General features: G+C 70.2%; 24 protein-coding genes and 2 pseudogenes. 14 read left to right on the top strand and 12 right to left on the bottom strand.

Annotated elements, in window-relative coordinates; genetic code table 11:
- Window positions 1-216 precede the first annotated feature (216 nt).
- Window positions 217-1,317 carry an alpha/beta fold hydrolase gene (locus ACZ60B_RS23760; RefSeq protein WP_469390201.1) on the top strand — a complete coding sequence of 367 codons (1,101 nt, stop codon included), beginning with the start codon at window positions 217-219 and terminating at the stop codon, window positions 1,315-1,317.
- Window positions 1,318-1,652: 335 nt separating this feature from the next.
- Here the strand turns inward: ACZ60B_RS23760 and ACZ60B_RS23755 are convergent, their stop codons facing one another.
- Window positions 1,653-2,408, bottom strand: coding sequence for a cytochrome b/b6 domain-containing protein (locus ACZ60B_RS23755; protein ID WP_469390064.1), 756 nt, complete (start codon window positions 2,406-2,408; stop codon window positions 1,653-1,655).
- Window positions 2,356-3,078, bottom strand: a complete 723-nt coding sequence (locus ACZ60B_RS23750) for a molybdopterin-dependent oxidoreductase (protein WP_469390062.1) — start codon at window positions 3,076-3,078, stop codon at window positions 2,356-2,358. The genes ACZ60B_RS23755 and ACZ60B_RS23750 overlap by 53 nt, the downstream gene beginning before the upstream one ends.
- A 256-nt stretch (window positions 3,079-3,334) precedes the next feature.
- Here ACZ60B_RS23750 and ACZ60B_RS23745 point away from each other — a divergent pair, with 256 nt between their 5' ends.
- Window positions 3,335-3,898 (top strand): CGNR zinc finger domain-containing protein, encoded by a 564-nt coding sequence (locus tag ACZ60B_RS23745; RefSeq protein WP_469390060.1) that lies wholly within the window; start codon window positions 3,335-3,337, stop codon window positions 3,896-3,898.
- A gap of 469 nt (window positions 3,899-4,367) precedes the next feature.
- Here ACZ60B_RS23745 and ACZ60B_RS23740 read toward each other — a convergent pair whose 3' ends face one another.
- Complete coding sequence (locus ACZ60B_RS23740) at window positions 4,368-4,946, bottom strand: TetR/AcrR family transcriptional regulator (protein ID WP_469390057.1); 579 nt, start codon at window positions 4,944-4,946, stop codon at window positions 4,368-4,370.
- A 492-nt stretch (window positions 4,947-5,438) separates the two neighbouring features.
- Between ACZ60B_RS23740 and ACZ60B_RS23735 the strand changes: the two genes are divergently transcribed.
- Window positions 5,439-6,452 (top strand): alcohol dehydrogenase catalytic domain-containing protein, encoded by a 1,014-nt coding sequence (locus ACZ60B_RS23735; protein WP_469390055.1) that lies wholly within the window; start codon window positions 5,439-5,441, stop codon window positions 6,450-6,452.
- Between the two features lie 409 nt (window positions 6,453-6,861).
- Window positions 6,862-7,317, top strand: a complete 456-nt coding sequence (locus ACZ60B_RS23730) for a MarR family winged helix-turn-helix transcriptional regulator (RefSeq protein ID WP_469390053.1) — start codon at window positions 6,862-6,864, stop codon at window positions 7,315-7,317.
- A 160-nt stretch (window positions 7,318-7,477) separates the two neighbouring features.
- Here the strand turns inward: ACZ60B_RS23730 and ACZ60B_RS23725 are convergent, their stop codons facing one another.
- Both ACZ60B_RS23725 and ACZ60B_RS23720 read right to left on the bottom strand, forming a co-directional pair.
- Window positions 7,478-8,632 (bottom strand): glycosyltransferase, encoded by a 1,155-nt coding sequence (locus tag ACZ60B_RS23725; RefSeq protein ID WP_469390051.1) that lies wholly within the window; start codon window positions 8,630-8,632, stop codon window positions 7,478-7,480.
- 181 nt (window positions 8,633-8,813) lie between these two features.
- Window positions 8,814-9,254 (bottom strand): polysaccharide deacetylase family protein, encoded by a 441-nt coding sequence (locus ACZ60B_RS23720; RefSeq protein WP_469390049.1) that lies wholly within the window; start codon window positions 9,252-9,254, stop codon window positions 8,814-8,816.
- 149 nt (window positions 9,255-9,403) lie between these two features.
- Here ACZ60B_RS23720 and ACZ60B_RS23715 point away from each other — a divergent pair, with 149 nt between their 5' ends.
- Entirely contained in the window at window positions 9,404-9,586 is a 183-nt protein-coding gene (locus tag ACZ60B_RS23715; RefSeq protein ID WP_469390047.1) for a hypothetical protein, read from the top strand.
- A 153-nt stretch (window positions 9,587-9,739) separates the two neighbouring features.
- On the opposite strand, the gene ACZ60B_RS23710 is transcribed toward ACZ60B_RS23715, so the two are convergent.
- Window positions 9,740-10,567, bottom strand: coding sequence for an enoyl-CoA hydratase/isomerase family protein (locus tag ACZ60B_RS23710; RefSeq protein ID WP_469390045.1), 828 nt, complete (start codon window positions 10,565-10,567; stop codon window positions 9,740-9,742).
- A 216-nt stretch (window positions 10,568-10,783) separates the two neighbouring features.
- Here ACZ60B_RS23710 and ACZ60B_RS23705 point away from each other — a divergent pair, with 216 nt between their 5' ends.
- A complete protein-coding gene (locus ACZ60B_RS23705) occupies window positions 10,784-11,263 on the top strand; it encodes a winged helix-turn-helix transcriptional regulator (RefSeq protein WP_469390043.1) in 480 nt (159 codons plus the stop codon).
- A 112-nt stretch (window positions 11,264-11,375) separates the two neighbouring features.
- Here the strand turns inward: ACZ60B_RS23705 and ACZ60B_RS23700 are convergent.
- From ACZ60B_RS23700 to ACZ60B_RS23680, 5 genes and pseudogenes are all read right to left on the bottom strand, one after another.
- Window positions 11,376-11,540, bottom strand: a pseudogene (locus ACZ60B_RS23700) (LuxR C-terminal-related transcriptional regulator); the annotation flags it as partial.
- Window positions 11,541-11,952: 412 nt separating this feature from the next.
- A complete protein-coding gene (locus ACZ60B_RS23695; protein ID WP_469390041.1) occupies window positions 11,953-12,591 on the bottom strand; it encodes a cysteine hydrolase family protein in 639 nt (212 codons plus the stop codon).
- 464 nt (window positions 12,592-13,055) lie between these two features.
- Window positions 13,056-13,199 carry a hypothetical protein gene (locus tag ACZ60B_RS23690; RefSeq protein ID WP_469390039.1) on the bottom strand — a complete coding sequence of 48 codons (144 nt, stop codon included), beginning with the start codon at window positions 13,197-13,199 and terminating at the stop codon, window positions 13,056-13,058.
- Window positions 13,200-13,430: 231 nt separating this feature from the next.
- On the bottom strand, window positions 13,431-13,586 hold the full coding sequence (locus tag ACZ60B_RS23685) for a hypothetical protein (RefSeq protein WP_469390037.1): 156 nt from the start codon (window positions 13,584-13,586) through the stop codon (window positions 13,431-13,433).
- Window positions 13,587-13,889: 303 nt separating this feature from the next.
- Window positions 13,890-14,450: an NADPH-dependent FMN reductase gene (locus ACZ60B_RS23680; protein ID WP_469390035.1), complete on the bottom strand. Its 561-nt coding sequence runs from the start codon at window positions 14,448-14,450 to the stop codon at window positions 13,890-13,892.
- Between the two features lie 365 nt (window positions 14,451-14,815).
- Between ACZ60B_RS23680 and ACZ60B_RS23675 the strand changes: the two genes are divergently transcribed.
- The 3 genes from ACZ60B_RS23675 (at window position 14,816) to ACZ60B_RS23665 (ending at window position 17,865) form a co-directional block, all read left to right on the top strand.
- Entirely contained in the window at window positions 14,816-15,283 is a 468-nt protein-coding gene (locus tag ACZ60B_RS23675) for a MarR family winged helix-turn-helix transcriptional regulator (RefSeq protein WP_469390033.1), read from the top strand.
- A 579-nt stretch (window positions 15,284-15,862) separates the two neighbouring features.
- Window positions 15,863-17,218 carry an MFS transporter gene (locus ACZ60B_RS23670; RefSeq protein ID WP_469390031.1) on the top strand — a complete coding sequence of 452 codons (1,356 nt, stop codon included), beginning with the start codon at window positions 15,863-15,865 and terminating at the stop codon, window positions 17,216-17,218.
- A 50-nt stretch (window positions 17,219-17,268) separates the two neighbouring features.
- The gene (locus ACZ60B_RS23665; protein ID WP_469390029.1) at window positions 17,269-17,865 is read left to right on the top strand and encodes a TetR/AcrR family transcriptional regulator; all 597 of its coding nucleotides are present in this window, start codon (window positions 17,269-17,271) and stop codon (window positions 17,863-17,865) included.
- A gap of 84 nt (window positions 17,866-17,949) precedes the next feature.
- Here ACZ60B_RS23665 and ACZ60B_RS23660 read toward each other — a convergent pair whose 3' ends face one another.
- Window positions 17,950-18,210 (bottom strand): hypothetical protein, encoded by a 261-nt coding sequence (locus ACZ60B_RS23660; RefSeq protein WP_469390027.1) that lies wholly within the window; start codon window positions 18,208-18,210, stop codon window positions 17,950-17,952.
- Between the two features lie 522 nt (window positions 18,211-18,732).
- Between ACZ60B_RS23660 and ACZ60B_RS23655 the strand changes: the two genes are divergently transcribed.
- The 5 genes and pseudogenes from ACZ60B_RS23655 (at window position 18,733) to ACZ60B_RS23635 (ending at window position 22,954) form a co-directional block, all read left to right on the top strand.
- Window positions 18,733-19,176: a VOC family protein gene (locus ACZ60B_RS23655; protein ID WP_469390025.1), complete on the top strand. Its 444-nt coding sequence runs from the start codon at window positions 18,733-18,735 to the stop codon at window positions 19,174-19,176.
- Between the two features lie 96 nt (window positions 19,177-19,272).
- Window positions 19,273-19,730: pseudogene (locus tag ACZ60B_RS23650) on the top strand (FAD-dependent oxidoreductase); the annotation flags it as partial.
- A gap of 417 nt (window positions 19,731-20,147) precedes the next feature.
- Window positions 20,148-21,197, top strand: coding sequence for an LLM class flavin-dependent oxidoreductase (locus ACZ60B_RS23645; RefSeq protein ID WP_469390023.1), 1,050 nt, complete (start codon window positions 20,148-20,150; stop codon window positions 21,195-21,197).
- Window positions 21,190-22,221: an LLM class flavin-dependent oxidoreductase gene (locus ACZ60B_RS23640; protein ID WP_469390021.1), complete on the top strand. Its 1,032-nt coding sequence runs from the start codon at window positions 21,190-21,192 to the stop codon at window positions 22,219-22,221. The genes ACZ60B_RS23645 and ACZ60B_RS23640 overlap by 8 nt, the downstream gene beginning before the upstream one ends.
- Window positions 22,222-22,240: 19 nt before the next feature.
- Window positions 22,241-22,954: an NADPH-dependent F420 reductase gene (locus tag ACZ60B_RS23635; RefSeq protein ID WP_469390019.1), complete on the top strand. Its 714-nt coding sequence runs from the start codon at window positions 22,241-22,243 to the stop codon at window positions 22,952-22,954.
- Window positions 22,955-23,389 lie beyond the last annotated feature (435 nt).

Here is a 23,389-nt window from a genome sequence, read left to right as displayed (position 1 = left end):
GTCCGCCGCCGGACAGTGCGTCAGGCCGACGGCCACAGCATGACGACCAGAATGCCGTATATGCCGAATCAGGTGGTAATAGATCACTTGTCTGAACCATGACGTCGACTATGGACAGTCACCGCGCCATCGGGTGCGGTGATCCGGAATTGCCTGACGGGAGCGTCTGCGACCACCGCATCCGCCTTCCGCAGTCACATGACGGAGGAGTTTCCCATAATCACCAGGCGTACTTTCAACAGAGCCGCCGGCGTCGGTACCGGCGCGGCCGCGGCCTCACTGGCCGGACTCCGGGCACACGCGGGGGGCGCGGCCCCCGACCCCTCCGGGAGTGGCACCCCGGTCCCCAGCGTTCCCCCGGTGGCCCCGGGCGCCCACACCTCCTTCCCCACGCTGAAGCATGCGCGGGCGGGCGTGCTGGACATCGGTTACGCCGAGGCGGGCCCCGCGCACGGACCCGTCGTCATCTGCCTGCACGGCTGGCCCTACGACATCCACAGCTTCGTCGACGTCGCGCCGCTGCTCGCGGCGCAGGGGTACCGGGTCATCGTCCCCTACCTGCGCGGCCACGGGAGCACGCGGTTCCTCTCGGCCAAGACGTTCCGCAACGCCCAGCAGTCGGCGGTTGCGCTCGACATCGTCGCGCTGATGGACACCCTGCACATCCACAGAGCCCTTCTCGCCGGATTCGACTGGGGCTCACGCACCGCCGACATCATCGCGGCCCTGTGGCCGGAGCGCGTCAAGGGACTGGTGTCCGTGAGCGGATATCTCATCACCAACGTCGAGGCGCAGAAGAAGCCCCTGCCCCCGAAGGCCGAGTACACCTGGTGGTACCAGTACTACTTCAGCACCGAGCGAGGGCGTCTCGCCATGGAGAACAAGAAGTACCGGAACGATCTGTGCCGTCTCGTCTGGGACACCGTCTCTCCGACCTGGCACTTCTCCGACGCCACGTTCGAGCGGACGGCCGCCGCGTTCCAGAACCCCGACTACGCGGCCATCGTGATCCACAACTACCGCTGGCGCCTGGGGCTCGCCGACGGCGAACGCAGGTACGACCGCTACGAGAAGGTGCTCGCCACGCGCCCCGTCATCACCGTGCCGACGATAACGATCGACCCCGAACGCGACCCGTTCACCGCGCCGGGCAACGGGGCCTCCTACCGCGACCGCTTCACCGGCGAGTACGCCCACCGCACGCTCGCCGGCATCGGCCACAACCTGCCGCAGGAGGCCCCCACCGCCTTCGCCCAGGCCGTCGTCGACGTCGACCACCTCGACGACCGATCCGAAGCCGGACAACACGGCGCGTAGGAGCACCACTCACGAGGTCCGCCGCACTTCTTCGCAGGGCGATGCCCGCCCGCTCCCCCTGTACTCGTACTCCTTCGACCGGAACCCCGACCGGAGCCGGCTGTTCACCGGTCATCCGGAGATCCTGGACCACCTGCGGGACGTGACCCGGCGCCGTCGGCTCGTCGACCGGGTACGGTTCGGCCGGAAGGTCACCGGCGCCCGGTGGATCGGAGCGGACGCCCGCCGGGAGGTGACCACCTCGACCGGCGAGCGCCGTCCCCGGTGCCTGATCTGCGCGGCCGCCGTCGACCGGGTCGCGGCACTCACCGTCTTCCAGCGCACACCACCGTGGTTCACCCGGCACCGCGATCGCCTTCCGGCAGCGGACCCGCCGCATCCGGATGGCCGACTGCGTGCTGTCCCGGACTCGAGACCGGCGTTCCGTCCCGGTTCGGGTCCTCCCGCAGCCACCGGGAGTGGTGCCGCGCCGCCCAGGACCTGCTGACGAACCCCGTGCGCATCCCGCGTCTGGCCTCGGGGTCCTGGTACGCCTTGCGCATGTGCCCGATCAGGACAGCGGCGATCGCCCAGGCGAGGCAGTCGTGGACGAAGATGGCACTGGTGCGGGAGACGGCCGGCAGGAAGCCCAGGAACCACATGAGCAGACCGGTGAACATCATGACCAGCACGGCACCTGCGATCCACCCCGCGTAGATCTTCTGGCCCGCGTTGAACTTGCCGGCCGGGCGCGCCTCGGGTGCCTTCCGCCGTCGGCGGACGGCCCGCAGCCACTGGCGGTCGTAGACCGCGAAGCGGTTCAGTCTGCGCAGGTCGGCCCGGAACTCCCTGGAGAGCAGACCCAGGAGGAAGGGAACCGGCAGGCAGATGCCCGACCACTCGTGCACGGCGGCCACCAGATGGCGGCGGCCGACGAGTTGGGCCAGCGGGCCGAAGTACAGACAGGCTGCTGTGACCAGGACCAACAGCATGAGCCAGCCGGTCGCGCGGTGGACCATCCGTTCGGCGGGGGTGAACCGGCGGACCCTCCCGGGCCCTTCAGGCCGCTTCATCGTCCCGGTCGGCGTCGTCGAGCCAGCCGTCGACCGCATATCCGCGTTCCTCCCAGAAACCGGGGACGACCCTGTCGGTGACCGTGATGCCGGACAGCCACTTGGCCGACTTGTAGAAGTACATGGGAGCCACGAAGAGACGCACCGGTCCCCCATGCTCATGCGTGATGGGCTTGTCCTGCATGGTGAGTGCCACCAGGACATCCGAGCGACGCGCCTGCTCCAGGGTGAGGCTCTCGGTGTAGGCGCCGTCGAAGCAGGAGAACCGGACGGCGGCGCCTTCGGAGCGCACTCCTGCGGCGGCAAGAAGGTCCGCGAGCCTCACACCTTCGAAGGGTGTGTCGTCCACGCGCCACCCGTCGGTGCACTGGACGTCGGCGACGACGCGCGTCTGACTCATCCGCCGCAGTTCGGAGAGCGTGTAGGTTCCCGGCCGGTCGACCAGGCCGTCGATCCGCAGCTCGTAGTTCGTCGCGTCCTTGTGCGGCACCGAACCGACCACGCTGTAGTAGCGGAAGCCGCCCGGGTTGGGGAGCAGGCCGGTCAGCCCGGTCGCGTCGACCTGCGAGGCGGCTCCCAGGAACCCCTCCCACCCACGCTGCAGATAGGGAGCGGAGGCCAGGCCGGCGGCACCCGCGGCGAGCATCCCCAGCATCGCCCGCCGCCCCACAGGTGCGCCGTCCGTGTTCCGCTTCGATCGCTCGACCATGTCCTGTCCTCTTTCGGGGCGGTGACTCCACAGACAGGGAACGCCCGTACGCGATGTGTCGTCGGGGCACCAGTGGAGCAAGGCGCGGCCAGAACCGGCCCTCCACCGCGTCACCTGTTCAACCGGTGACGATAGTGGCACGACCCCCGTGCACCGTCAACGGCGGCCGGGCCCACGAGCGAAACCACCACCCGCGCCGGGCCGGAGATCCGCTCGGCGCCTTGCCATCCCGCACGTCACTGGCCAGAATGGTGATGTGAATCACGAGCATGCCTTCGTCTGCGGCAACGCGGCCCTCGACTTCGCCGCGACGCTGCGCGCGCGGCGTACGGTGCGATTCGAGATGTTCGCGACTCCGGACCGGCTGGACGCCTGGTTCGTGGAGTGCGGACTCGTCGACACCATCACGCCCAGCGACGAAGCCGGCGTCGAGCGAGCCAAGACCCTGCGGGAGGCGATCTACGAACTCGTCACGGCCCGCTGCCGGGGAGAGGAGTACGGCGACGGGGCGCTGAACATCCTCAACGCCGCCGCACGCAGGCTCCCGGCGACACCGCAGCTCACCCGGACCGGGCGCTGGACCGAGGCGACCACGGACCAGGCGTTGTCCACCGTCGCCCGGCTCGCCGTCGACCTGCTCAGCGGTCCGGAGGTGCCGCTGTTGAAGGAGTGCGGCAACCCCGAGTGCACACGTGTCTACGTGGACCGCTCACGGGGCACACGGCGCCGGTGGTGCGGCATGGACTCCTGCGGCAACAAGTTCAAGGCCGCCGCCTATCGCGCCCGGAAGCAGAGCGCTCCCCAGACGGCCGCTTCCTGAGCTGAGCCACCACCCGGGGCTCAGAAGCGGGCGGTGCCCCGCCGCTCCCCCACGGGCGGCGGGCCACCGGCGGACCCGTCCGGCCCGCTCCGTGCTCCCAGTCGGAGATGTGGCCGGCACCCGCGGCACCACCGTGAATCGCGCGGTCACCAAAGAGCGGCGCGGTCTTGCCGGGTGACGTGCGCACTCGGTCGCCGCCCTCCTCGCCGCCGGCAGGTCCAGCTCCGCCAGCCGGGCCGTGGCCGGGACCGTCCCGGGCGCGGCGGGCAGGCTCACCCGCTGAGCGTCGGACGTCGCACGGGCGGCTCCGGGCCTGATGGCGGAGAACGCCCGGTCGGCGAGCGCCCTGGCTCCCCACTCCCTGGCCGCCCGCACGGACAGGGCGGGCGTGGAGCAAGACCCGGCGCTGTCACGAACGCCGGCCGGAGCCGGGTCCTCCGCCGCGACGCCCACGGTCCGGGCGGGGCGATCAGTCCCGGCGGAGGATCACGTCGAATACGGTGCGGAAGAACGCGTCCACGGCCGCCGCCGACCTGTCGGCCCGTACGGCGATCAGCGTCCCTTCCCAGGCGCTGAGGACGAACAGCGCGGTGGCCCCGACGTCGAGATCACCACGCAGGTCACCGGCCTCCTGGGCTTCGACGAGCACCTGCCGGATCTGCGCCGCCCACCCGTCGAATCCCTGCTTGACCGCGGCCCGGATCTCCTCGTTGTGGTCCGCGAGCTCGGCACCGAGGTTGCCGACCAGGCATCCGCGCACGAACCCGTTCTCGACCGTGTCGCGGCTCAGGAACTCGAAGTGTGCCCGAAGCCGCTCCAGCGGGGGCCGGCCCGGCGTCGTGAGCATCTCGAAGCGCAGGGTGGCCGTGTACCGGGCCAGCGCCTCCAGGGCGCTCTCCTCCTTGCTGGAGAAGTGGTTGTAGAACGAGCCCTTGGGAACACCGGCGGTCTTGGTGATGTCACTGACGCCGGTGGCGTTGAAGCCCTGTGCATGGAATCGCTGGAGGGCCGCCTGCGCGATCTCCTCCCGCTTGGACACTCGTCCCATCGTCCCGCTTTCCGTCGAACACGCCCCGGCACCCAGCGGAGCGCCCGCCGCTCCTTCGCACGTACGTGTGACCCAGGGGGCCGCCACGCATGAGCCGGATGAGCGGGAAGCATTCCAGTGAAAATGACCGCCCATATTGTAGTCAACCCACAGGTAAGGGTCCAGAGACCCCCTCCACCCGGCGGCCCGAAAGCCCCCGACAATACCGTCGCGGTCGCCCCTGCCGCAGGCTGCGGCCGTCCCCACCACAGGCTGAGCCCTTCCCGCGTGCCGCGGTGCACTCGCTGTCCACAACGGGTGCACCGCGGCACACCTGGCGCGGGACCAAAGCCCGTCGGGATGAGTTAGTCTTTTTAAGACGACCGGTCATTTTGAAGACTGTCATCCCTGCCGGGGACGAGTGCGGCGCCGGCACGGTGCGCCGCAACGTCACCGCTGTCGACGCCGCACCCGGCCCGACCCGCGCAGGCAACACCACACAAAGGAGCGACCATGTCCACATACCGGGCCTTCGAGGCAACCGGTGTCCGCAACCTGCAGCTGGTCGAGCGCGAGCTGACCGACCCCGCGCCGGGGCAGGTGCGCCTGCGCGTGGAGGCCTGCGGTGTGTGCCACACCGACGTCCTCGCGGTGGAGGGACTGCGCAGCGACCCCTCGCGACCCGTCGTTCCAGGGCATGAGGTCGTCGGCGTCATCGACGCCGTGGGAGCGGGCGTCACCACCTGGCAGGCCGGCGACCGTGTCGGCGTCGGCTTCCTGCACGGCCAGTGCTGGGAATGCGAATCGTGCCGCCGGGGCGACTTCGTGAACTGCCTGAACCAGGAGCAGACGGGGACCACGGTCGACGGCGGTTACGCGGAGGTGCTCTACGCCCGGGCCAGCGGGCTGGTACGGATTCCCGACGGCATCTCGGCGATCGACGCCGCTCCGCTGCTGTGCGCCGGACTGACCACGTTCATGGCCCTCCAGCAGGGTCCGACCAGGGCCGGCGCCCTGGTCGCCGTACAGGGCATCGGCGGCCTCGGACACCTGGCCCTGCAGTACGCGCGCAGCCTCGGCTACCGGGTCGCCGCCATCGCGCGCGGCAAGGAGAAGGAGTCGTACGCACGGCAGTTGGGCGCCCACGAGTACATCGACGGCGACGACGACCCCGCAGCCGCGCTCAGCGCCCTGGGCGGCGCCTCCGTCATCGTCGCCACCGCGTCCAGCGGCACCTCGATGAACCCGCTGGTCCGCGGCCTCGCCCCGAACGGCAGGCTCGTCGTCGTCGGTGCCGCACCCGACCCGCTGACCGTCGCCACCCCCGACCTGATCTTCGGCACGCGCTCCGTCGTCGGCAGCCTGACCGGTTCGTCCATCCAGAACGAGGACAACCTCGCGTTCAGCCTCGCCCACGGCATCCGCCCCAGTGTCGAGGTCATGCCTTTCACCCGGGCACCGGAGGCGTACGGGCACATGCTGTCCGGCCGGGCCCGCTTCCGCGTCGTCCTCGACACGGCCGCCTGAGCCTCGGCGGTACCGGGCCGGACGATCTCACCCGGCACCGCCCTTGCCGACTCCGCCACGTCTGTCGTGCCCTGGGCGGTCCAGGGCACGACAGACGTGGCGCAGAACCGTGTGATGCACCCCTGGCGGCTCGGGCCGGACATCGGATGCCCAGGGGCTTCGGCTTCCGTGACCCGTCCGGACGCTTCCTTCTCTGATACGTATTCGCTCACCGAGTCACCTATGCATGTTCAGGTTTCCCGCGCGGCGATACGGCCGGCCGGAAGCGAACATGTGACCGGCCGGTCGCCCGGCTCCGGATATCTCCTCACGAAAGGGCGCCGACCATCGGCTCCTTCCGAGGTGGGGGCCGAAGAAGGACCGTACGACCGTCGTTTTCCGCAGCGGGACGCCACCTACACTGTGCCGCATGGCAGACGCGAAGAATATCCAGCCCCTCAAGCCCGACGAGGAGGCCTTCCTACGGGCGCTGGGCAGAGTAATGACGCTCTTGCCTCGAGTCGTCGACGCGGACATGCTGGAAGAACATTCGATTTCCACTGTTGAGTACATGGTGTTGGTACACCTCTCCGAGGTGCCGTACAACCAGATGCGAATGAGTGAGCTCGCAAATATGTGTGGGATGTCGCTGAGCGGCATGACCCGCGTGGTCAACCGGCTCGAGTCCCAATCCCTGGTGCTGCGGGAGAAGGACCCCGACGACCGCCGGGCGTGGCTGGCCGTCCTCACCAGCGCCGGATGGACCCAGCTGAAGCAGGCCTGGCCGACCAACCTCGCGAGTGTGCGGCGCCATGTCTTCTCGCACCTTGAGGGCTGCGACATCGCCGCGGCAGCGAAGGTGCTGGAGCGCATAGCGCCCTGCTGACGCCGTGCGGTCCCCGCCCCGGATCGCCGCGGGACGCCGTCCTGCGGTCTTTTGCACGGGGACGCGTTCGCGGGGCGCGCGCAGCCGCCGGGTCGGGTCACGGGTCCGGCGAAGCCGCGCCGACCGGACGACGTACCCCTCGCTCCCGGCGCACACGTCGTCACCCGTCGGCTGCCGCCACCTCCGTGACGAGCCACTCGGCGACCTGTACCGCCGTCGGCATCGCAGCCGCCTCCTCGCGGAGGCGCGACGCCGCAGCGGTGAACCGCGCGTCGGCCAACAGGGCGCAGAGCCCGGCGGCGATCGTCGCGGGATCCCGCTCTCCGGCAGGCAGCACGATGCCCGCACCGGCCGCCGCCAGGCGCTCCGCCCACCGCAGCTGCGCGGGTGATTCGGGCACCACGACGGCGGGGACACCGCGTGCCGCGGCGGCGAAGGTGATGTCAGGACCTCCGTGGTGGAGCACCGCGGTGACGTCCTCCAGTGCTTCGGCGACCGCGGTGCCCGGCACGAGTCGTATCCCCTCCGTCTCCCCTTCGAGGACATCGACCCTCCTGCCCTTCGCGGCCACCAGCAGGTCGACGTCGAGCGCACTCAACGCCTTGAGCACGGGGCCGAGCTCCAGTGACGTCACCGCCTCGGCGCCGAAGCCGACCAGCACCTTCGGCCGGCCCGTGCCCGGGTCTCGGCGTGCTCGTGGTTGCGGCACCGGTCCCAGGCAGGGCTCCGCGCGCATGGCCACATGGTGAGGGGACGACGGCGGCCCCTCCTCGTGCCGCAGGGTCGGCGGGGACAGGTGCAGCAGCCAGCGTCCGGACGGCGTCCGCGCGGGGGGCTGGAGTCCGCGGTCGAGGTAACGCGAACGCACCGTTGCCGTGAGCGCGTCGAGTTCCTCCGGCTCCGGCACAGGACCGGTGACCGCCACGGCGCACGGCACCTTGTGTGCGCTCGCGACCAGTGGCCCCACCAGATCGCACTGCTCGGAGACGATCAGATCGGGCGCCCACGGCCCGGCCCGGTCCACGGCCTCGTCCGCCATGAGGTCCACACGTGCGCCGGCGAAGTACTCCGCCATGACGTCCGTCGTCGGGGCGAACAGGATGTCCACACCGATACGACGGGCGACTTCGGCCGTCACCTCGTGCGTGGTGGGGCCGAAGAGCATCAGCTCGAAGCTGTCCGGCTCCAGCCAGGGCGCCGCTTCCACGGCCGTCGCGAAGGCTACGGTGTGCCCGTTCTCGCGCAACGCTCGGGCGAGCGGCAGCAGGGGGGCGAGGCGTTCGGGGAGCGGGTTGCTGAAGAAGAGGATGCGCACGGCGGGGAGTCCTGACTCGACGTCGCCAGAAGCCGCTCTGGCGGATTGCCGCCCATGACAGACGTCATGACATACCGCGCTGTATGTCGATGAGGCGGTGACATCTGGAACATACCTATTATTTACTTGCTCCGTCAAATATCTTGCTTCGGTGAGCAAGGGCAGGGCCCGCGCGGACCTTTCACTGCGCAGGTGCGCCCGTACCGTCCGCCGGGAAGAAGGTGCTCCGTTCCCGGCGGACGGCCGGTGCGGTGCGGGTCACTCGGCGGCGCTCAGGCCGTTCACCTCCGCCGCAGGAGCTCTGCCGCCCGTTCCCCGACGGCATGACGGTGGCAGGGTCGGCCGTGCTCGCCGGGCCACCACGCTGCGCGAGGCACTCCGGGACCCGGGCGGCCGTGGCACTCCACAGGATCTGTGCCGGCCCGGGCTTCCTCATCGCCGCGCAGACGTCGTCGTCGGTCCGACCCTGTGGCGGGCACATCAGGACCGGGGTGCGCCCCGCGATCCGTCGCGCATCACGCTGAACAGAGGATATTTCTTCGCATATGCCCTCGCCGTCCTGCTCCGTCGGGATCTTTTGGGACCACGTGCGGTTACCGATCTCTTGCCTCTCCACGGCCATCCGCCGGGTGCTGCACGCGCCGGTGCGAGGATCGTGTCGATCACCGCGCCGAACGGGGAGTTCCGGGCCGTACGGCGACGGAGGGGACGGTTCGCCATCGGGCGCCGGCCCGACCGGCCAGGACGGAGCGTCGGCGTGCGACGGTTCGTGTGGGGGAGATTTCGAAGTTCGGTCCCGGAACGATATTCGACGCCACGGCGGCGGAGCGGTACGGCTGGATCGACCGGGCGCTGCCGGATGCCGAACTGAACGCCTACGTGGACCGCCTCGCCACACGCATCGCCTCGTTCGACCACAGGCCGCCGGCCGAGGTGAAGGCGTTGATCAGGTGAGCGTCATCGCGCCTGCCTTTCCGCGGTGGTCGATGCGCACGGGGCCTCCGGTTCCGGATGGAGGCGCCCGCGCCGATCGCGGGCGGTGTCGGTGCCCGCGCCACGCCGTCGCGTCCGCGCAGCGCCCGGGTGGGTCGTATCGGGGCGGGCAGCTCACGTCGGCCACTCGGCCAGGCGGCGGCCGAGGTCGAGTTCCACGCCGTCGGGCTTCTGCAGCCCACGCTCGAACAGGGAACGCACGCGGTGGGCGTTCTCGGGGCGTCCGGCGGACTGAAAATAGGCCGTGAGGCTGGCGGCGTGGGATCCGTCCGTCGGCATCGACTCGGCGTCCACCAGAGCCTTGGTGCCGGTGACGGCGATCTTGTCGAAGCCCGCGACGCGGCGGGCGAAGGTGTCGACGAACCGCTCCAGTTCGCCTTCCGGGAGAACGCGGTTGACATAGCCGTACTCCGCCGCGAGGTCCGCGGGGAAATCGTCGGCTCCCAGCAGGATCTCGAGAGCGCGCCCCCGGCCCACCAGGTGAGGCAGCCGACCGCTGGGGTTTCCGCCGGGAACCGATCCGACGCCCACTTCGAACTGTCCGAGGACGGCGTTCGGCCCGGCGAAGCGGATGTCCGTCGCCAGGGCGAACTCGCTGCCGGCACCCCGGGCGCGGCCGTTGATCTCGCTGATGGTGACGGCGGGCACCTTGGCCAGCCGGTACATGTTGTCGGCGTAGGGATGCAGCCCCGAGGGGGCCGGCTTCATGGCGGCCACGCGGGTGCGGTCCGAGAGGAAGTCCCAGTGCGCCATGAAGAAGTCCGGGTTGGCGCTGCGGAAGACGACGACGGTCAGGTCCGGGGCCTGCTCGATGCGGGTGACCAGCTCCGCGAGCTGCTCGACGGTGTCGGGGTCGATCAGGTTGATCTCTCCGTTGGAGAAGGTGACCCTCCAGTAGGACGGGCCGGCCTCTTCGACGGCGAACTGCTCAGGGGTGCTCATGCGGGATTGCTCCTTGCGGTGACGAGGGTTCTTCGCGCCAATGCACGGTTTCGGGTGGAAGTCCGTGCGGGAACGCGGTGACCGCCGGATGCCTGCGGGTGTCGGCCGCGGCGCGGCCCGGGCGGGTGGTTCCGCCTCCGAAGGCCTGGATCCTGAAACCTGTTTCCCAACCTAGCATCTGAATTGGAAAAACCATCTCAGGGGTAGAATGGTCCTATGACGAACAGGAGCCCTCATCTCGGCGCGGAGGGGACGCGTTGTTCGATCGGTCGCGCACTGGAGGTGGCCGGCGACCGGTGGAGTCTGCTGATACTGCGCGAGGCGTTGCAGGGAGCGAGCCGTTTCTCGGACTTCAGGGAGCGGCTGCACGTGGCGAGCGATGTCCTCACGCATCGGCTCGGCGCCCTGGTGGACAGCGGGGTCCTGGACAAACGGCCCTACCGGGAGGCGGGCAGCCGCTCGCGCATGGCCTACCACCTGACCCCCGCCGGCCGTGACCTCATGGTGGTCTTCGGCGCCCTCCAGCAATGGGGCGACCAGCACTGTCCACACCCCGACGGCCCGCTGGTCCGCCGGGCCAGCAGGACGGAGGGCCACGCCCTGCGAGTCGCCTTCGTCGACGAGGACGGACGGGAGATCCCGCTGACGGACGTCGACCTCGGCGCACCGGTCGACGCGCCCCCCGCCCAGCCCTGAACCTGGCGCATACGTCCGGCGCACAGGAAGTTCCTGTGCGCCGTGGCTCCGGCGCACCTCCGAGCGACGATCGGTTCTGACCGGCGCGGCAGTCCAGCAGGGCGATCCGGACACGGTTGTCGAGTTCGAGCTTGGTCAGCACGTGGGAGACGTGCGCTTTGACCGTCGGGACGCTCAGGTACGGCCCGGCCGCGATCCGAGCGTTCGTCTTCCCCTCCGCGACAGCGAGGGAGACCTCGCTGTCGCGGGCCCCGAGCCGGTCGAGGAGTTCCCGCACGCCGCGCGCGTCCTGTCCGCGCGCGTCCTGTCCGCCCGCACCCGGCGACTGCCGTCCGGCCCCGGGGTGCGGTGCCTCCTGGTCCTCGGCAGGCGCCCCCGCGACGGTGTCGACGAGCCGGCGCAGAGCACCCGGGAAGGCGCGAGCCTACAGGCGAAACGTCACCTGGTTGTCGGCCTGCCGTGCCGACGCCGACCGGGCAGTGGGGCCGGGGCGCCGGCTCCGCGTCGCGGGGAGGGGCGCGGTAGCCGCGGCGGCCGGCCCGTCGTCGCCCGGTTCTGCGTCGGCGCAGGCGACGTGACCGTCCGGCCGATCTCGCCGTCGGGCCGCCGCTCCACGACAGCCGTGCAGCCGTGCAGCCGTACCAGAGGTTCCGGCTGCGCCGCGCGCTGCGTCCGCCGTCCGAGTCCGCTTACGCGGCGGCCTCCTCGATGACTTTGAGAAACTCGTCCGTGGTGAAGATCGCGTGGGCGTACTGAGGGCCGTTGATGTCGAACGTCGCCTTCATCTCCTCCCACGAGAAGGCGGCGATGGCGTCACGGATGAGCGTCACGTGATACCCCAGCTCCTGGCCGAAGCGGGCTGTGGTGTCGACACACGTGTTGGCCTTCATGCCGATGATCACGATCTTCTGGACGTGGTGCTGCTTCAGCATCATGTCCAGTTCCGTGTTCGCGAAGCCACTCGACGACCAGTGCTGCCGCATGACCAGCTCGTTCTCCTGGGGCACGAAGTCCGGATGCCACTCGGCGCCCCAGCTGCCGGCCGCGAAGATCTGCCGCTGGACGACACGCCGCTGGGTCGGGGACAGGTGGTCCCACGTCTCGTAGTCTCCCGGCGCCGTCTGGTGATGGGGCACGATGAACACCTGGAAACCACGCGCACGGGCGGCCGCGAGCACCGCCCGCATGTGGTCGAGAAGTTTGACTTCCTCCGCGACCTCCTTGACCTGCGGCCAAACCTTTCCGCCCTCCGACAGGAAGTCGTTGTACGGATCGATGATCAGCAGGGCAGTGCTTTCGGGAGAATATGTCACATCATGGGCGTTCATCGCTCCTCGGTTCTTCCCCTGGCGAACGCGGGACCTGGCGACGCATCCACCCTGGAACATCCCGCCGCCTTCAAGGCGACGATCCCCGGGCGCGCCAGCCCTGGGGATCGTGCTCCCGCGGAACAACGCCGCTCCACCGTCTCCGCGACTCGGTGTCGGGCGACCGCCCTCACCTTGCCGGCTCGCCCCTCGGGCCCACCGCCGGTGGGGCAGGGGGATTCCGCGACCGTCGCCACCACGCTCTCACGCTCCCGTTGCGCATGCATCTCGGCCGTGCGGGCCCGCTCCCGCGCGGACGAGGAGTTCCCGCGGAGAGCGCATCCGCACTCGTCACGTGGAGAGCCCGCCTCGAGCCGAGCGCCGCTCGACCATATCGAGACATGTCGATGACGACGTGTCTCGATGCGGACGTGCGTCGGTGCCGAGGCTGTGTCCGCACCCCGCGCCGATGAGCCGAACGGTCCCTACGACGCGGCCGGGGTGGCGGCCGCCGCCACTGCCACCAGCAGGAGCACGACCGGCACCGTGGCAGCGCCACGAGCGGCGCTGTCCCCGTAGTCGCCCCACTTCACGTGGTGACCGATCGCCGCGAGGAGCGGTACGGCCATCCCGACGGCGGCCGCGATGCCCAGCGGCTGCTACCAGATGCCCGCCACCAAGCCCGCCGCCGCGGCCACTTCGACGAGGCCGACGAAGCGGACGAGCGCGGAGCCCGTTCTCCAACCGGTCCGCCAGGCGCGTCATACCGCTGCCCGTCATTTCGGCCGCGACGGCCGGATCGCCCATGCGCGTCTGCCGGCCGGGAGCCTCGGAGAGGTGGACCGGAGCCAGGTATTCGATCAAGGAGAGCCGCTGCTCCGCATCGTGTCGGCGTCGACGGCGCGGGCCACGGCGTGGATGACACGACCGAGGGACGGCACCACGGCTTCCTCGTCCGCGGTCAGCGGTTGCCGTGTCGGCCCGGCGGGACCCGGCTGCTGCGCCTCGGTCGCCACGAATTCATGGTGGGTGCCCGACAAAGTGACCCGCCAGGATTGCCAGGGTGAGAGTCGGGCCGAGCTCGCGTGAAAACGGCGTACTCCCACCGGCCATGGAACTCGCCGTGGCGGTCGGTTGCGTCGCACAGGGACGGCGACCGGGCAGGGGCCCACCGCCGTGCCCTGGCGAGCATGTGCGACCGGCGGACTCCCGCAGCGCTGTCCGCCGTCGGCCGGAAGCCACCCGGTCGCGCCCGTGCGGCGGGTTCCCGCCACGGATCTCGCGGCCCGCCGGGGGGGCGGGCCGTCGATGTGCGTTCGTTACGCGGCACGCAGCGGAGCGAGCGCCTTGCTCCAGGCCAGAACCTGGTCCAGGGTGGTGTTCAGGGCCTCGACCTGGAAGTCGCCGGGCTTGAACACGCTGAAGTTCTCGAAGTCGTGGAACAACGAGAGCGACACCTGCGAACGCACGTCCGCCATCTGCAGCTCACCCGCGATCAGGCGCAGGTGCTCGACGGCGCGGGCGCCGCCCAGGCCGCCGTAGCCGACGAACGCGACGGCCTTGTTGTTCCACTCCGCGTACAGGTAGTCGATGGCGTTCTTCAGGGCGCCGGACGTGGAGTGGTTGTACTCGGGCGTCACCATGACGAAGCCGTCGAACGAGGCGATCTTGTTCGCCCACTTCTGCGTGTGCGGCTGGGAGTACTGGCCGAGCGAGGGCGGGAGCACCTCGTCGAGGTGGGGGAGCTTGTAGTCGAGGAGGTCGACCACCTCGAACTCCGCGTCGGTCCGCTTCGAGGCGACATCGTGCACCCAGCGGGCGACAGCCTCTCCGTTGCGGCCGGGGCGGGTGCTGCCGAGGATGATTCCGATCTTGGTCACGCTGAACCCTTCGTGGAAAAGATCCCGTGTCCGTTCCGGGCATGGATACAACCCTGGAAACCGGATCGGGATATACTTGCTTCGACAAGCAACTTAACATAAGAACTTGCTTCGTCAAGCAATCGCTGGATGACGGGCGGTCCACGGGCGGCAGGTCCCGCCCGCGCCTCGCATTCGGCCCGTCGGCCGGCCCACGAGGCTGCCGGGCAGGTCCGAGGGGCGGAAGGGATCAACGCCGACGGCCCGGCCGGGCCGTCCCACAGGGAAAGGACCGCAGGGCTCGAACGAGAACTGCAGCAGACCGGGGAGCCGGGCCGCTCGGTCGGCAGACGTGCTTCCCACCGCACACACGTGAGGTATGCCCCATGACACGCAAGCCCACCCCGCCCCCGGACGCGCCGCGACCGCTCACCGCCGACGAGGATGCCGTCGTCCGCGCCCTCCCCTCCGTCCTCTACGCCCTGCCGCGTGCCATCGACGCCCAGATGCAGCGAGAGCAGCAGTTGTCGAATACGGAGTACCTGTCCCTGATGTACCTGTCGGAGGCCCCTGATCGACAGCTGCGCATGCACGAGCTCGCCAGTGCCATCGAGATGTCACTCAGCGGTACGACCCGTATCGTGCACCGGCTGGAGAGCGAGGGCTTCATCGAGCGGCTGCGGTGCGAGCGGGACGGCCGCAGCTGGCACGCCTCGCTGACCGACGCCGGACTCACCCGGCTGGAAGAGGCCTGGCCCACCAATCTGGACGCGATCCGCCGCCACTTCCTCGACCACCTCAAGGAACTGGACCTGAAGAAGCTCGCGGCCGCCTTGCGCAACGTCGCCACCTGAGCGCCGCACGCGGCTACGACCCACTTCCCCGGCGAACGGCCGTCGTGACGGCACGAGGCACGGGTGACGCCTGCCCCGACGGCGCCACCCTGGAGTCACCTGTGGCCGTCCAGGCCGCAGCGAGCCGCCAACGCCCGGTGACGCCTACCACGAACCCGTGCCGTTCGAGCAGCTCCCGGGCGGCGTGTGAACCGGTCCGGCACCGAACCCGGGCGGCACCGGGCGCCCGCGTGCCGCGTGGAGCCCGTGCGCCCCGCCGATACCGGCGATCGCCGCACCGACCGTCGTGAAGCCGACGGTCGAGCGGCGGGACGAGGGACGAGAGCGCACGGTCTGGACAGACCGGTCTGCTCGGTGTGGGCGCAGCGGCTGGCGGCGTGACCGGGCCGCCCGACCCCGAACTTCATGCGTGAGGAGCGCGTCGGCCTCGGACTACTCCCGCCGACGCCTGTGATGCGCGGCGCGACGACCACGCGTGATGAGCTGCTGCGACTTACCTCACCTCATCCGGTCTCGCATCCATCAGACAGATCTGTCTAACATGAAGGCGTTCGTTTCGCCCTATTCGGAAAGTGACCCATGAGCCGCGCATCCACCACGCGTCAGCCCTCGTCTCCGGGCACCCCGGCCAGGCCGTCTCCCGCTCACGCGGCCACACGGCGCCGAACCCTGAACCTGGGGCCCAAGTCCTCCATCGCCCTGCTGGCATCGATCCTCATATCGCTGCTGGCGTCGTCGAGCGCACCGACCCCCCTCTACGCGATCTACCAGCAGCACTGGGGCTTCTCCCCCATCACCGTCACCATCGTCTTCGGCACGTACGCGGTGGCCGTGCTGGTCTCGCTCCTGGTCTTCGGCAGGGTCTCCGACAAGGTGGGCAGACGCCCGGTGCTTCTGATGGCCCTGCTCGTACAGGTGGTGGCCATGGTCGTGTTCATCACCGCAGGTGACGTGAGCACGCTGCTGGTCGGCCGTGTCCTGCAGGGAGTGAGCACCGGGGCGGCCGTCGGGGCGATCGGCGCCGGGATGCTCGACATCGACGCGCGCAAGGGCAGCCTGCTCAACTCCTTCGCACCCACGATGGGGACCGCGAGCGGCGCCATCGCCTCCGGACTGATCGTGCAGTACCTGCCGGCCCCCACCCATCTCATCTATGCCGTGCTTCTCGGTGTCTTCGTCGTGCAGGCGCTGGCCGTGCTCGCCCTCAACGAGACGGTGACGCGCAAGCCGGGTGCGCTGTCCAGCCTGGTTCCCGAGTTCAAGCTGCCCAGGTCGGCCCGCGCGTCGGTGGCCATCGCCACGCCCGTGATCTTCGCGGTGTGGGCGCTGGCCGGCCTGTACGGCGCCCTGGGACCGGCCATCACCCGGACCCTGGTGCGCTCCGACTCGGTGGTGTGGGGCGGACTGCCCCTGTTCGTCATCTCGTGCTGCGCCGGCCTGGCCGTCCTGCTGGTGCGCAGCGCCGGAACGCGGACCATGATGCTGATCAGCATCGGCACACTGGTCGTCGGCGTGACGATCACCCTGGTGTCCATCGGCTCGGGCACCGGCGGTACGGCCTCCGTGATCGGTTTCTTCGTGGGCGGCGCGATCTCCGGCGTCGGCTTCGGCAGCGGCTTCCAGGGCGGCATCAGGCTGGTCATCCCGCAGGTGCAGCCGCAAGAACGCGCCGGAGTCCTCTCCCTCCTGTACGTCGTGTGCTACGTGGGCCTGGGTGTGCCGGCCGTGATCGCCGGCGCTCTGATCGTGCACGGCGGCGGACTGATCCAGACGTCCAGGGAGTACGGCATCGCCGTCATCGTGCTGGCTCTCGCGGCTCTGACCGGACTGCTGCTCAGCGGCCACCGGGTGGAATCGGCGCAGCGAGTGTCGGTGATCCGCTCGCAGGACTTCGTCTCCGAGGAAGCGCCTGTGGCCCAGGCCTCAAAGGTGTGACGAAGCTCTGCGGAGTTAGAATGAACAGATCTGTCTGCGAGGGAATGACCATGGCGACCAGGACCGGGACCAAGGCGTCCGCACGCGAGCGGCTGCTCGAAGCAGCCAACGAGCTCTTCTACGGTGAAGGCGTGCAGACCGTCGGCATCGACCGTGTCATCGAACACGCCGGAGTCGCCAAGGCGTCCCTCTACAACACCTTCGGGAGCAAGGAAGGCCTCGTCTGCGCGTACCTCGACCTGCGGTACGTACGCATGAAGGACCGGATCACCCGGACCCTGACGCGCTATCGCACGCCGCGTGAGCAGCTGCTCGGCGTCTTCGACGCGCTGGGCGAGGCGATCACCGACCCCGAGTACAACGGCTGTGCGTTCGTGCGGGCCACCGCCGAGACGGCCGAGGACAGCTCGATCCGCCAGGTCGCCGACAATTACCGTCTCTGGATGCGTGGCCTGTTCACGGAATTGGCCACGGCCTCCGGATTCACCGCCCCCGATACGCTGGCCCGCCAGCTCCACCTGCTGTACGACGGCGCGGGGCAGTCGGCCCGGATGGACCGTGATCCGTCCGCCGCCACGACCGCTCGCGCCGCGGCGGCCATCCTGCTCGACGCGGCGGCGCGAGCGGACGGTACGCCGGCTTCGTAGGCGCTCGCGGTGCCCTAGAGATCCGAGCGGCTGAACGATCACGGCCGGCGCCGTCCTGGAACCCACTCCTGCGCATCGCCGAATTCAGCTGCGCCCGACCGTGCTCGGCGCCTCCCGGGCCCGTGCCTCCTCACGTGGGCGCGGCTGCCGCGCCCAGGCCGCCTCGCCCCGGGCCGGCGTCGCCGACTCGGTGTCGTCGCGGGCTTCGGCACGTATCGCCTGGCACTCCTCAAAGGCGGGCCGTGCGGCAGCGGCGTCCAGTCCGCCCAGTCCCCGTGCGAAGGCCTCCACGACGTGTTCAGCCCGCGTCCGCAGTCCGACGACCGTCAGCGCGGCGCCCCGCACGGGCGCGATCTCCGTCGCCCGGATCCACGTCTCTCGCCGTGATCAGACGCATGCAGTCCTCGGTGAGGGCGAGCGCCCGACCGGGGTCGGCCGCGAGCCGCGGTTCGGACGCATCACCGCCCACCTCGGAGGCGAGAGCCCAGCCGGATCCCTCACCGAATTCGAGCAGACGGCCATCCGGTTCCCCCGGAGGCTCAACCGTCCGTGCGGCAGCAGACGGTGCCGGGCTGCGCCCACGTCGGCCAGAGGCCCGCGGACGGCACGCGCATGAATGCCCGTCAGACAGCTCACGCGAGGTGTCGCACGCACCGGCCGGCGGAGGTGCACCACACAGCAGACCTCCGGTCACGGCATCGACCGTATCGGCCCTCGCCGTCGGCAACTCGCGGCGGCCGAGCAAGCGTACGACAACGTCACCTCCTTGACTGGTTACGCGCACGATGCCATGATCGCCATCACGTCACCGGCTCAACCGGTGACTCACGAGGCGCGAACCTCCCGTCCACGAACAGAGAAGCGAACATGGATCTGAAACTCGAAGTTGTGGTTCTGCCCGTCTCCGACGTCGACCGGGCCAAGGCCTTCTACGAGAAAGCGGGCTTCCGGCTCGACGTCGACCACGTCGCCGACGACAGCTACCGCGTGGTGCATCTGACGCCCCCCGGATCATCGTGCTCGATCCTCTTCGGCACCGGTGTCACCACGGCCGCACCGGGTTCGGTGCAGGGACTGCACCTCATCGTGTCGGACATCGAGGCGGCCCACGCCGAACTCGTCGACCGCGGCATCGAGATGGGCGGGATTTTCCACGACGCGGGCGGAGTGTTCCACCGCGGCACCGAAGAGGGAAGGGTCAGCGGCCCGCACCCGGAGCGCGCCAGCTACGGCTCGTTCGCCGCGTTCAGCGACCCGGACGGCAACGGGTGGGTGCTGCAGGAGATCACGACGCGGCTCCCCGGCCGGTGAACCGCGTCCGTCGACCGGACACGGCTCGAGGACACGTGAGGTCCGGCCGACTCTCGTGCGCGGAGGCCTGAACCTCCTTGAACGACAGGAGCAATGATGAACGAGTCCGTACGCGCCTACGACGTGGTCGTCATAGGCGCGGGCCCGGTCGGTGAGAACGTCGCCGACCGGGCCCGCGCCGCCGGGCTCAGCACCGCGATCGTGGAGCGCGAACCGCTCGGCGGCGAATGCTCGTCCTGGGCCCGTGAACCCAGCAAGGCGCCGCTTCGGCCGGCGCCGACGCGCGCCGCGCCCCGGGCCCGGTCGCTGCCGCGCGAGGACCTCTGGATGTCGACGCGGTCCTCGCGCACCGCGACCGGACGGCCGCCCACTGGAGGGACGAGGACCAGGTCGACCGGCTCGACTCGGTCTCCGTCGACCTCGTACGCGGCCACGGCCGGCCCACCGGACCGCGGCAGGTGCCGGTGCGGACCCTGGACGGAGGCACCGTCCGGCTGACCGCGCGGCACGCCGCCGCGCCCGTCGCCGCGTGCCGCAGGGCCGTGCGGACGATCGCCCTTCGCCGCCGCCGGGCGTCACAGGGGCGGCCTCCGGCAGACCTGCTGGGCGCCAGGACGGCGGCGTGCGGCATCTGCGTGGCGCGGGTCACGACGGGCCACCTCGCTCAATTGGTTCATCAAGTATTTGACTTGTGGTCGATGCGCCGGGCGGGCGGCGGAATCCCGACCGGGACGAAGCGCCGTGAGCACGGCGGCCACCCCGGAATGGGCGAGTCATGAAGCGGCCCGTCACCCACTCGCAAGGAACGGGCGGACGGGCGGACCGGCCCGACAGCGGACACGCCCTCAACCCCTAACGCCCAGCACCTCACCTATTTAATTGACACGTCAAGCATCTATGGAGATACTTGTTTCGTCAATCAATAACTTCCGAGTGGCCTGCGGTCCGCGGGATCACCGGTGGAGGAGACCATGACGCCCCTGACCTTCGAAATAGGCCTCAACTCGTTCGGGGAGGTCGCCACGGACGGCGGCCGCGTGCTGAGCGACGCCGAGACCGTCCGCCTGCTCGTCGAGGAGGCCGCCCTCGCCGAATCCTCCGGGCTGGACGTCTTCAGCCTCGGCGAGCACTACCGACCGGGCCACGTCGACAGTGCCGCTGCCGTGCTGCTCTCCGCCATCGCCACCGCCACCGAACGCATCCGCCTGGGCACGTCGGTGACCGTCCTGAGCACCAATGACCCCGTGCGGCTGTACCACGACTTCTCCACCCTGGACGCCGTGTCGGACGGCCGGGCCCAGCTCGTCCTCGGCCGGGCATCGGCCACGGAGTCCTTCCCCCTGTTCGGCTACGACCTCGCCGACTACGAGGAGCTGTTCGAGGAGAAGCTCGACCTCTTCATGCGCCTGCAACGGGAGGAGTCGGTGACGTGGTCCGGCTCGTTCCGGGCACCGCTCGCCGAACAGCTGCTGCGCCCCCGGATGGGCGACGGCGGAATCCCCACCTGGATCGGCGTGGGTGGCAGCCCGCACTCCGTGGTGCGTGCCGCCGGCTACGGGCTGCCCATGATGATGGCGATCATCGGGGGACGCCCGCAACGGTTCGCGGGTCACGTCACGCTCTACCGCGCGGCGCTGAAGGAGGCCGGGCACGAGGCGCAACCGATCGGTCAGCACTCCCTGGGCCTCGTGGCCGAGACCGACGAGGAAGCGGTCGAGACCTGGTGGGAGTACTGGCGGCCGGTCGTGGCCCGGGCCGCCGAGGAGCGGGGCTTCTACAAGCCGACCCGCGAACGGTACGAGGCGGAGATCGACCACGGCGCACTGTTCGTCGGCTCCCCGGAAACCGTCGCCCAAAAGATCGCCCGGACGGCCCGTGACCTGCAGCTGAGCCGCTTCGACCTCAAGTACGACATCATGCACCTGCCTCGCCGGGCCCGGGCCCGCACGATCGAGCTGCTGGGCCGCGAGGTCGCCCCGCGGGTCAGGGAACTGCTCGCCAAGGAGTCCGTCCATGGATGACATCGTTTTCGGCCTGGACACGTTCGGGGACATCCCCCAGGACGACGCCGGCGTCCCGGTCTCCCATGCGAGGGCGATACGCCAGGTCGTCGACGAAGCCGTCCTCATGGACGACATCGGCGTCGACGTCATCGCACTGGGCGAGCACCATCGTCCCGAGTACTCGGTGTCGTCCCCGGAGACCGTGCTCGCCGGCATCGCCACGCGCACCGAGCGCATCCGCCTGTCCTCCGGTGTGACCGTGCTCAGCTCCGATGACCCCGTGCGGGTGTTCCAGCGCTTCGCGACGGTCGACGCCCTCTCCGGCGGGCGGGCCGAGGTCATCCTCGGCCGTGGCTCCTTCACCGAGTCCTTCCCCCTGTTCGGCTACGACCTCGCCGACTACGAGGAGCTGTTCGAGGAGAAGCTCGAGTTGTTCGTGAGGCTGCTGGAGGAGAAGCCCGTCACCTGGTCGGGCAGTGTGCGGGCCCCTCTGGAGAACACCGAGGTCTTCCCGACCACCGAGTCGGGACGCCTGACCACCTGGGTCGGCGTCGGCGGGTCACCGCAGTCGGTCATCCGCACCGCCCGGCACGGCCTCCCGCTCATGCTCGCCGTCATCGGCGGCTCCTACGAACGCTTCCTGCCGTACACGGACCTCTACCGGCGCGCGGCGGAAAAGTTCGGCACCACGGCGCATCCGGTGGGCATGCACTCCCCCGGATTCGTCGCCGACACCGACGAAGAGGCCCGGGAGGTGTTCTGGCCGGGCTACCGGCTCATGCGTGACCGCATCGGCGCGCTGCGGGGCTGGCCACCGGTGCACCGGGAGGAGTTCGAAGCCGAGATCGAGCACGGCTCCTTGTACATCGGCTCGCCCGAGACGGTGGCGCGCAGGATCGCCGACGCGGTCGGCGGACTCGGCGTCGGCAGGTTCGACCTCCTGTACACCGCGGGTCCCCAGCCGGTCAGCGCCCGCCTGCGCGCGGTCGAGCTCTACGGCACGAAGGTGATCCCCATGGTCCGCGACATCCTCGCCGACTGACGTCGTGAAAGGCAACGCAATGCACGTACAGGACATCCGCACCCTGGGCATCCTGGGAGCCGGAAAAGTAGGCACCGTACTGGCACGACTGGCCGTGTCGGCAGGCTTTCGCGTCCTGATCGCCGGATCGGGGGCGCCCGAGAACATCGCGCTCACCGTCGAGGTCCTCGCACCCGGCGCGACCCCGGTCACCGCCGCCGAGGCGGCGGCTTCGGCCGACGTCGCGATCCTGGCGCTCCCCCTGGGCAAGTACCGCAGCATCCCGGTCGCCGCGCTGCACGGCAGACTGGTCGTCGACGCGATGAACTACTGGTGGGAGGTCGACGGGATACGCGACGACCTGACCGACCCGCGCACCTCCACCAGTGAGATCCTCCAGGCGTTCCTGCCGCGCTCCCGCGTGGTCAAGGCCTTCAACCACATGGGCTACCACGACCTCGAGGACGAGGCCCGTCCGGCCGGCACGCCCGGCCGCAAGGCGATCGCCGTCGCCGGGAACACTCCCGCCGACCGGGCCACGACCGCACACCTCGTCGACGCCCTCGGCTTCGACCCCGTCATCGTCGGCCCGCTCGCCGAAGGCGTACGCCTCGAACCCGGCACCGAACCCTTCGGAGCCGACGTCAGCGCCGCCGAGCTGCGGGCCATGGTCGACCGCTTCCCCGCGTCGGAACGCGGACGGGTGGTCGGCCGGGCCCGCGCCGCCGCGAGCCCGCCCACCGCCGCGGCGTAGGAGCCCTTGCCGCCGTAGGCTTCTTCGAGGTCCGGGTACGCCGGACCGCACCGGGCGTGCGTGTGCGGCCCCGCCGCGGGGACGGGGCCGCATACGCGTCGCGGCTGCGGGCGACACCTTCGCGGCGCGTGGACACGAGCGCGTACGTCTGTTCGGGACCGGTCGGTCGTCCGTCGACCAGGCGCCGCAGCCCCTCGGGGTCGGCCTCGGCGAAGGGCGCCGCGCCCGTCCGTGGCGTCCGCGGTGAGCCCCACGCAGGTGGGGCCGGCCGGCACGGTTCGGCGCCGGACGTCGGTCAGGATACGGATGCTCCTACGTTGCGGTGACGTATGACAGGTGTGCGGCCGGACGCGCGATGACGGACGCGCCCGCACATCTGCCCGGCCGTCCCTCCTCGTCGGCTCGCGGCAGCGCGCCGGCGGGAGCCGGAAGAGC

This window comes from Streptomyces sp. NPDC104096 (assembly GCF_055584385.1).
Note: the sequence above shows the minus strand (reverse complement) of the source record. Positions and strands in the feature narration are given on the sequence as shown.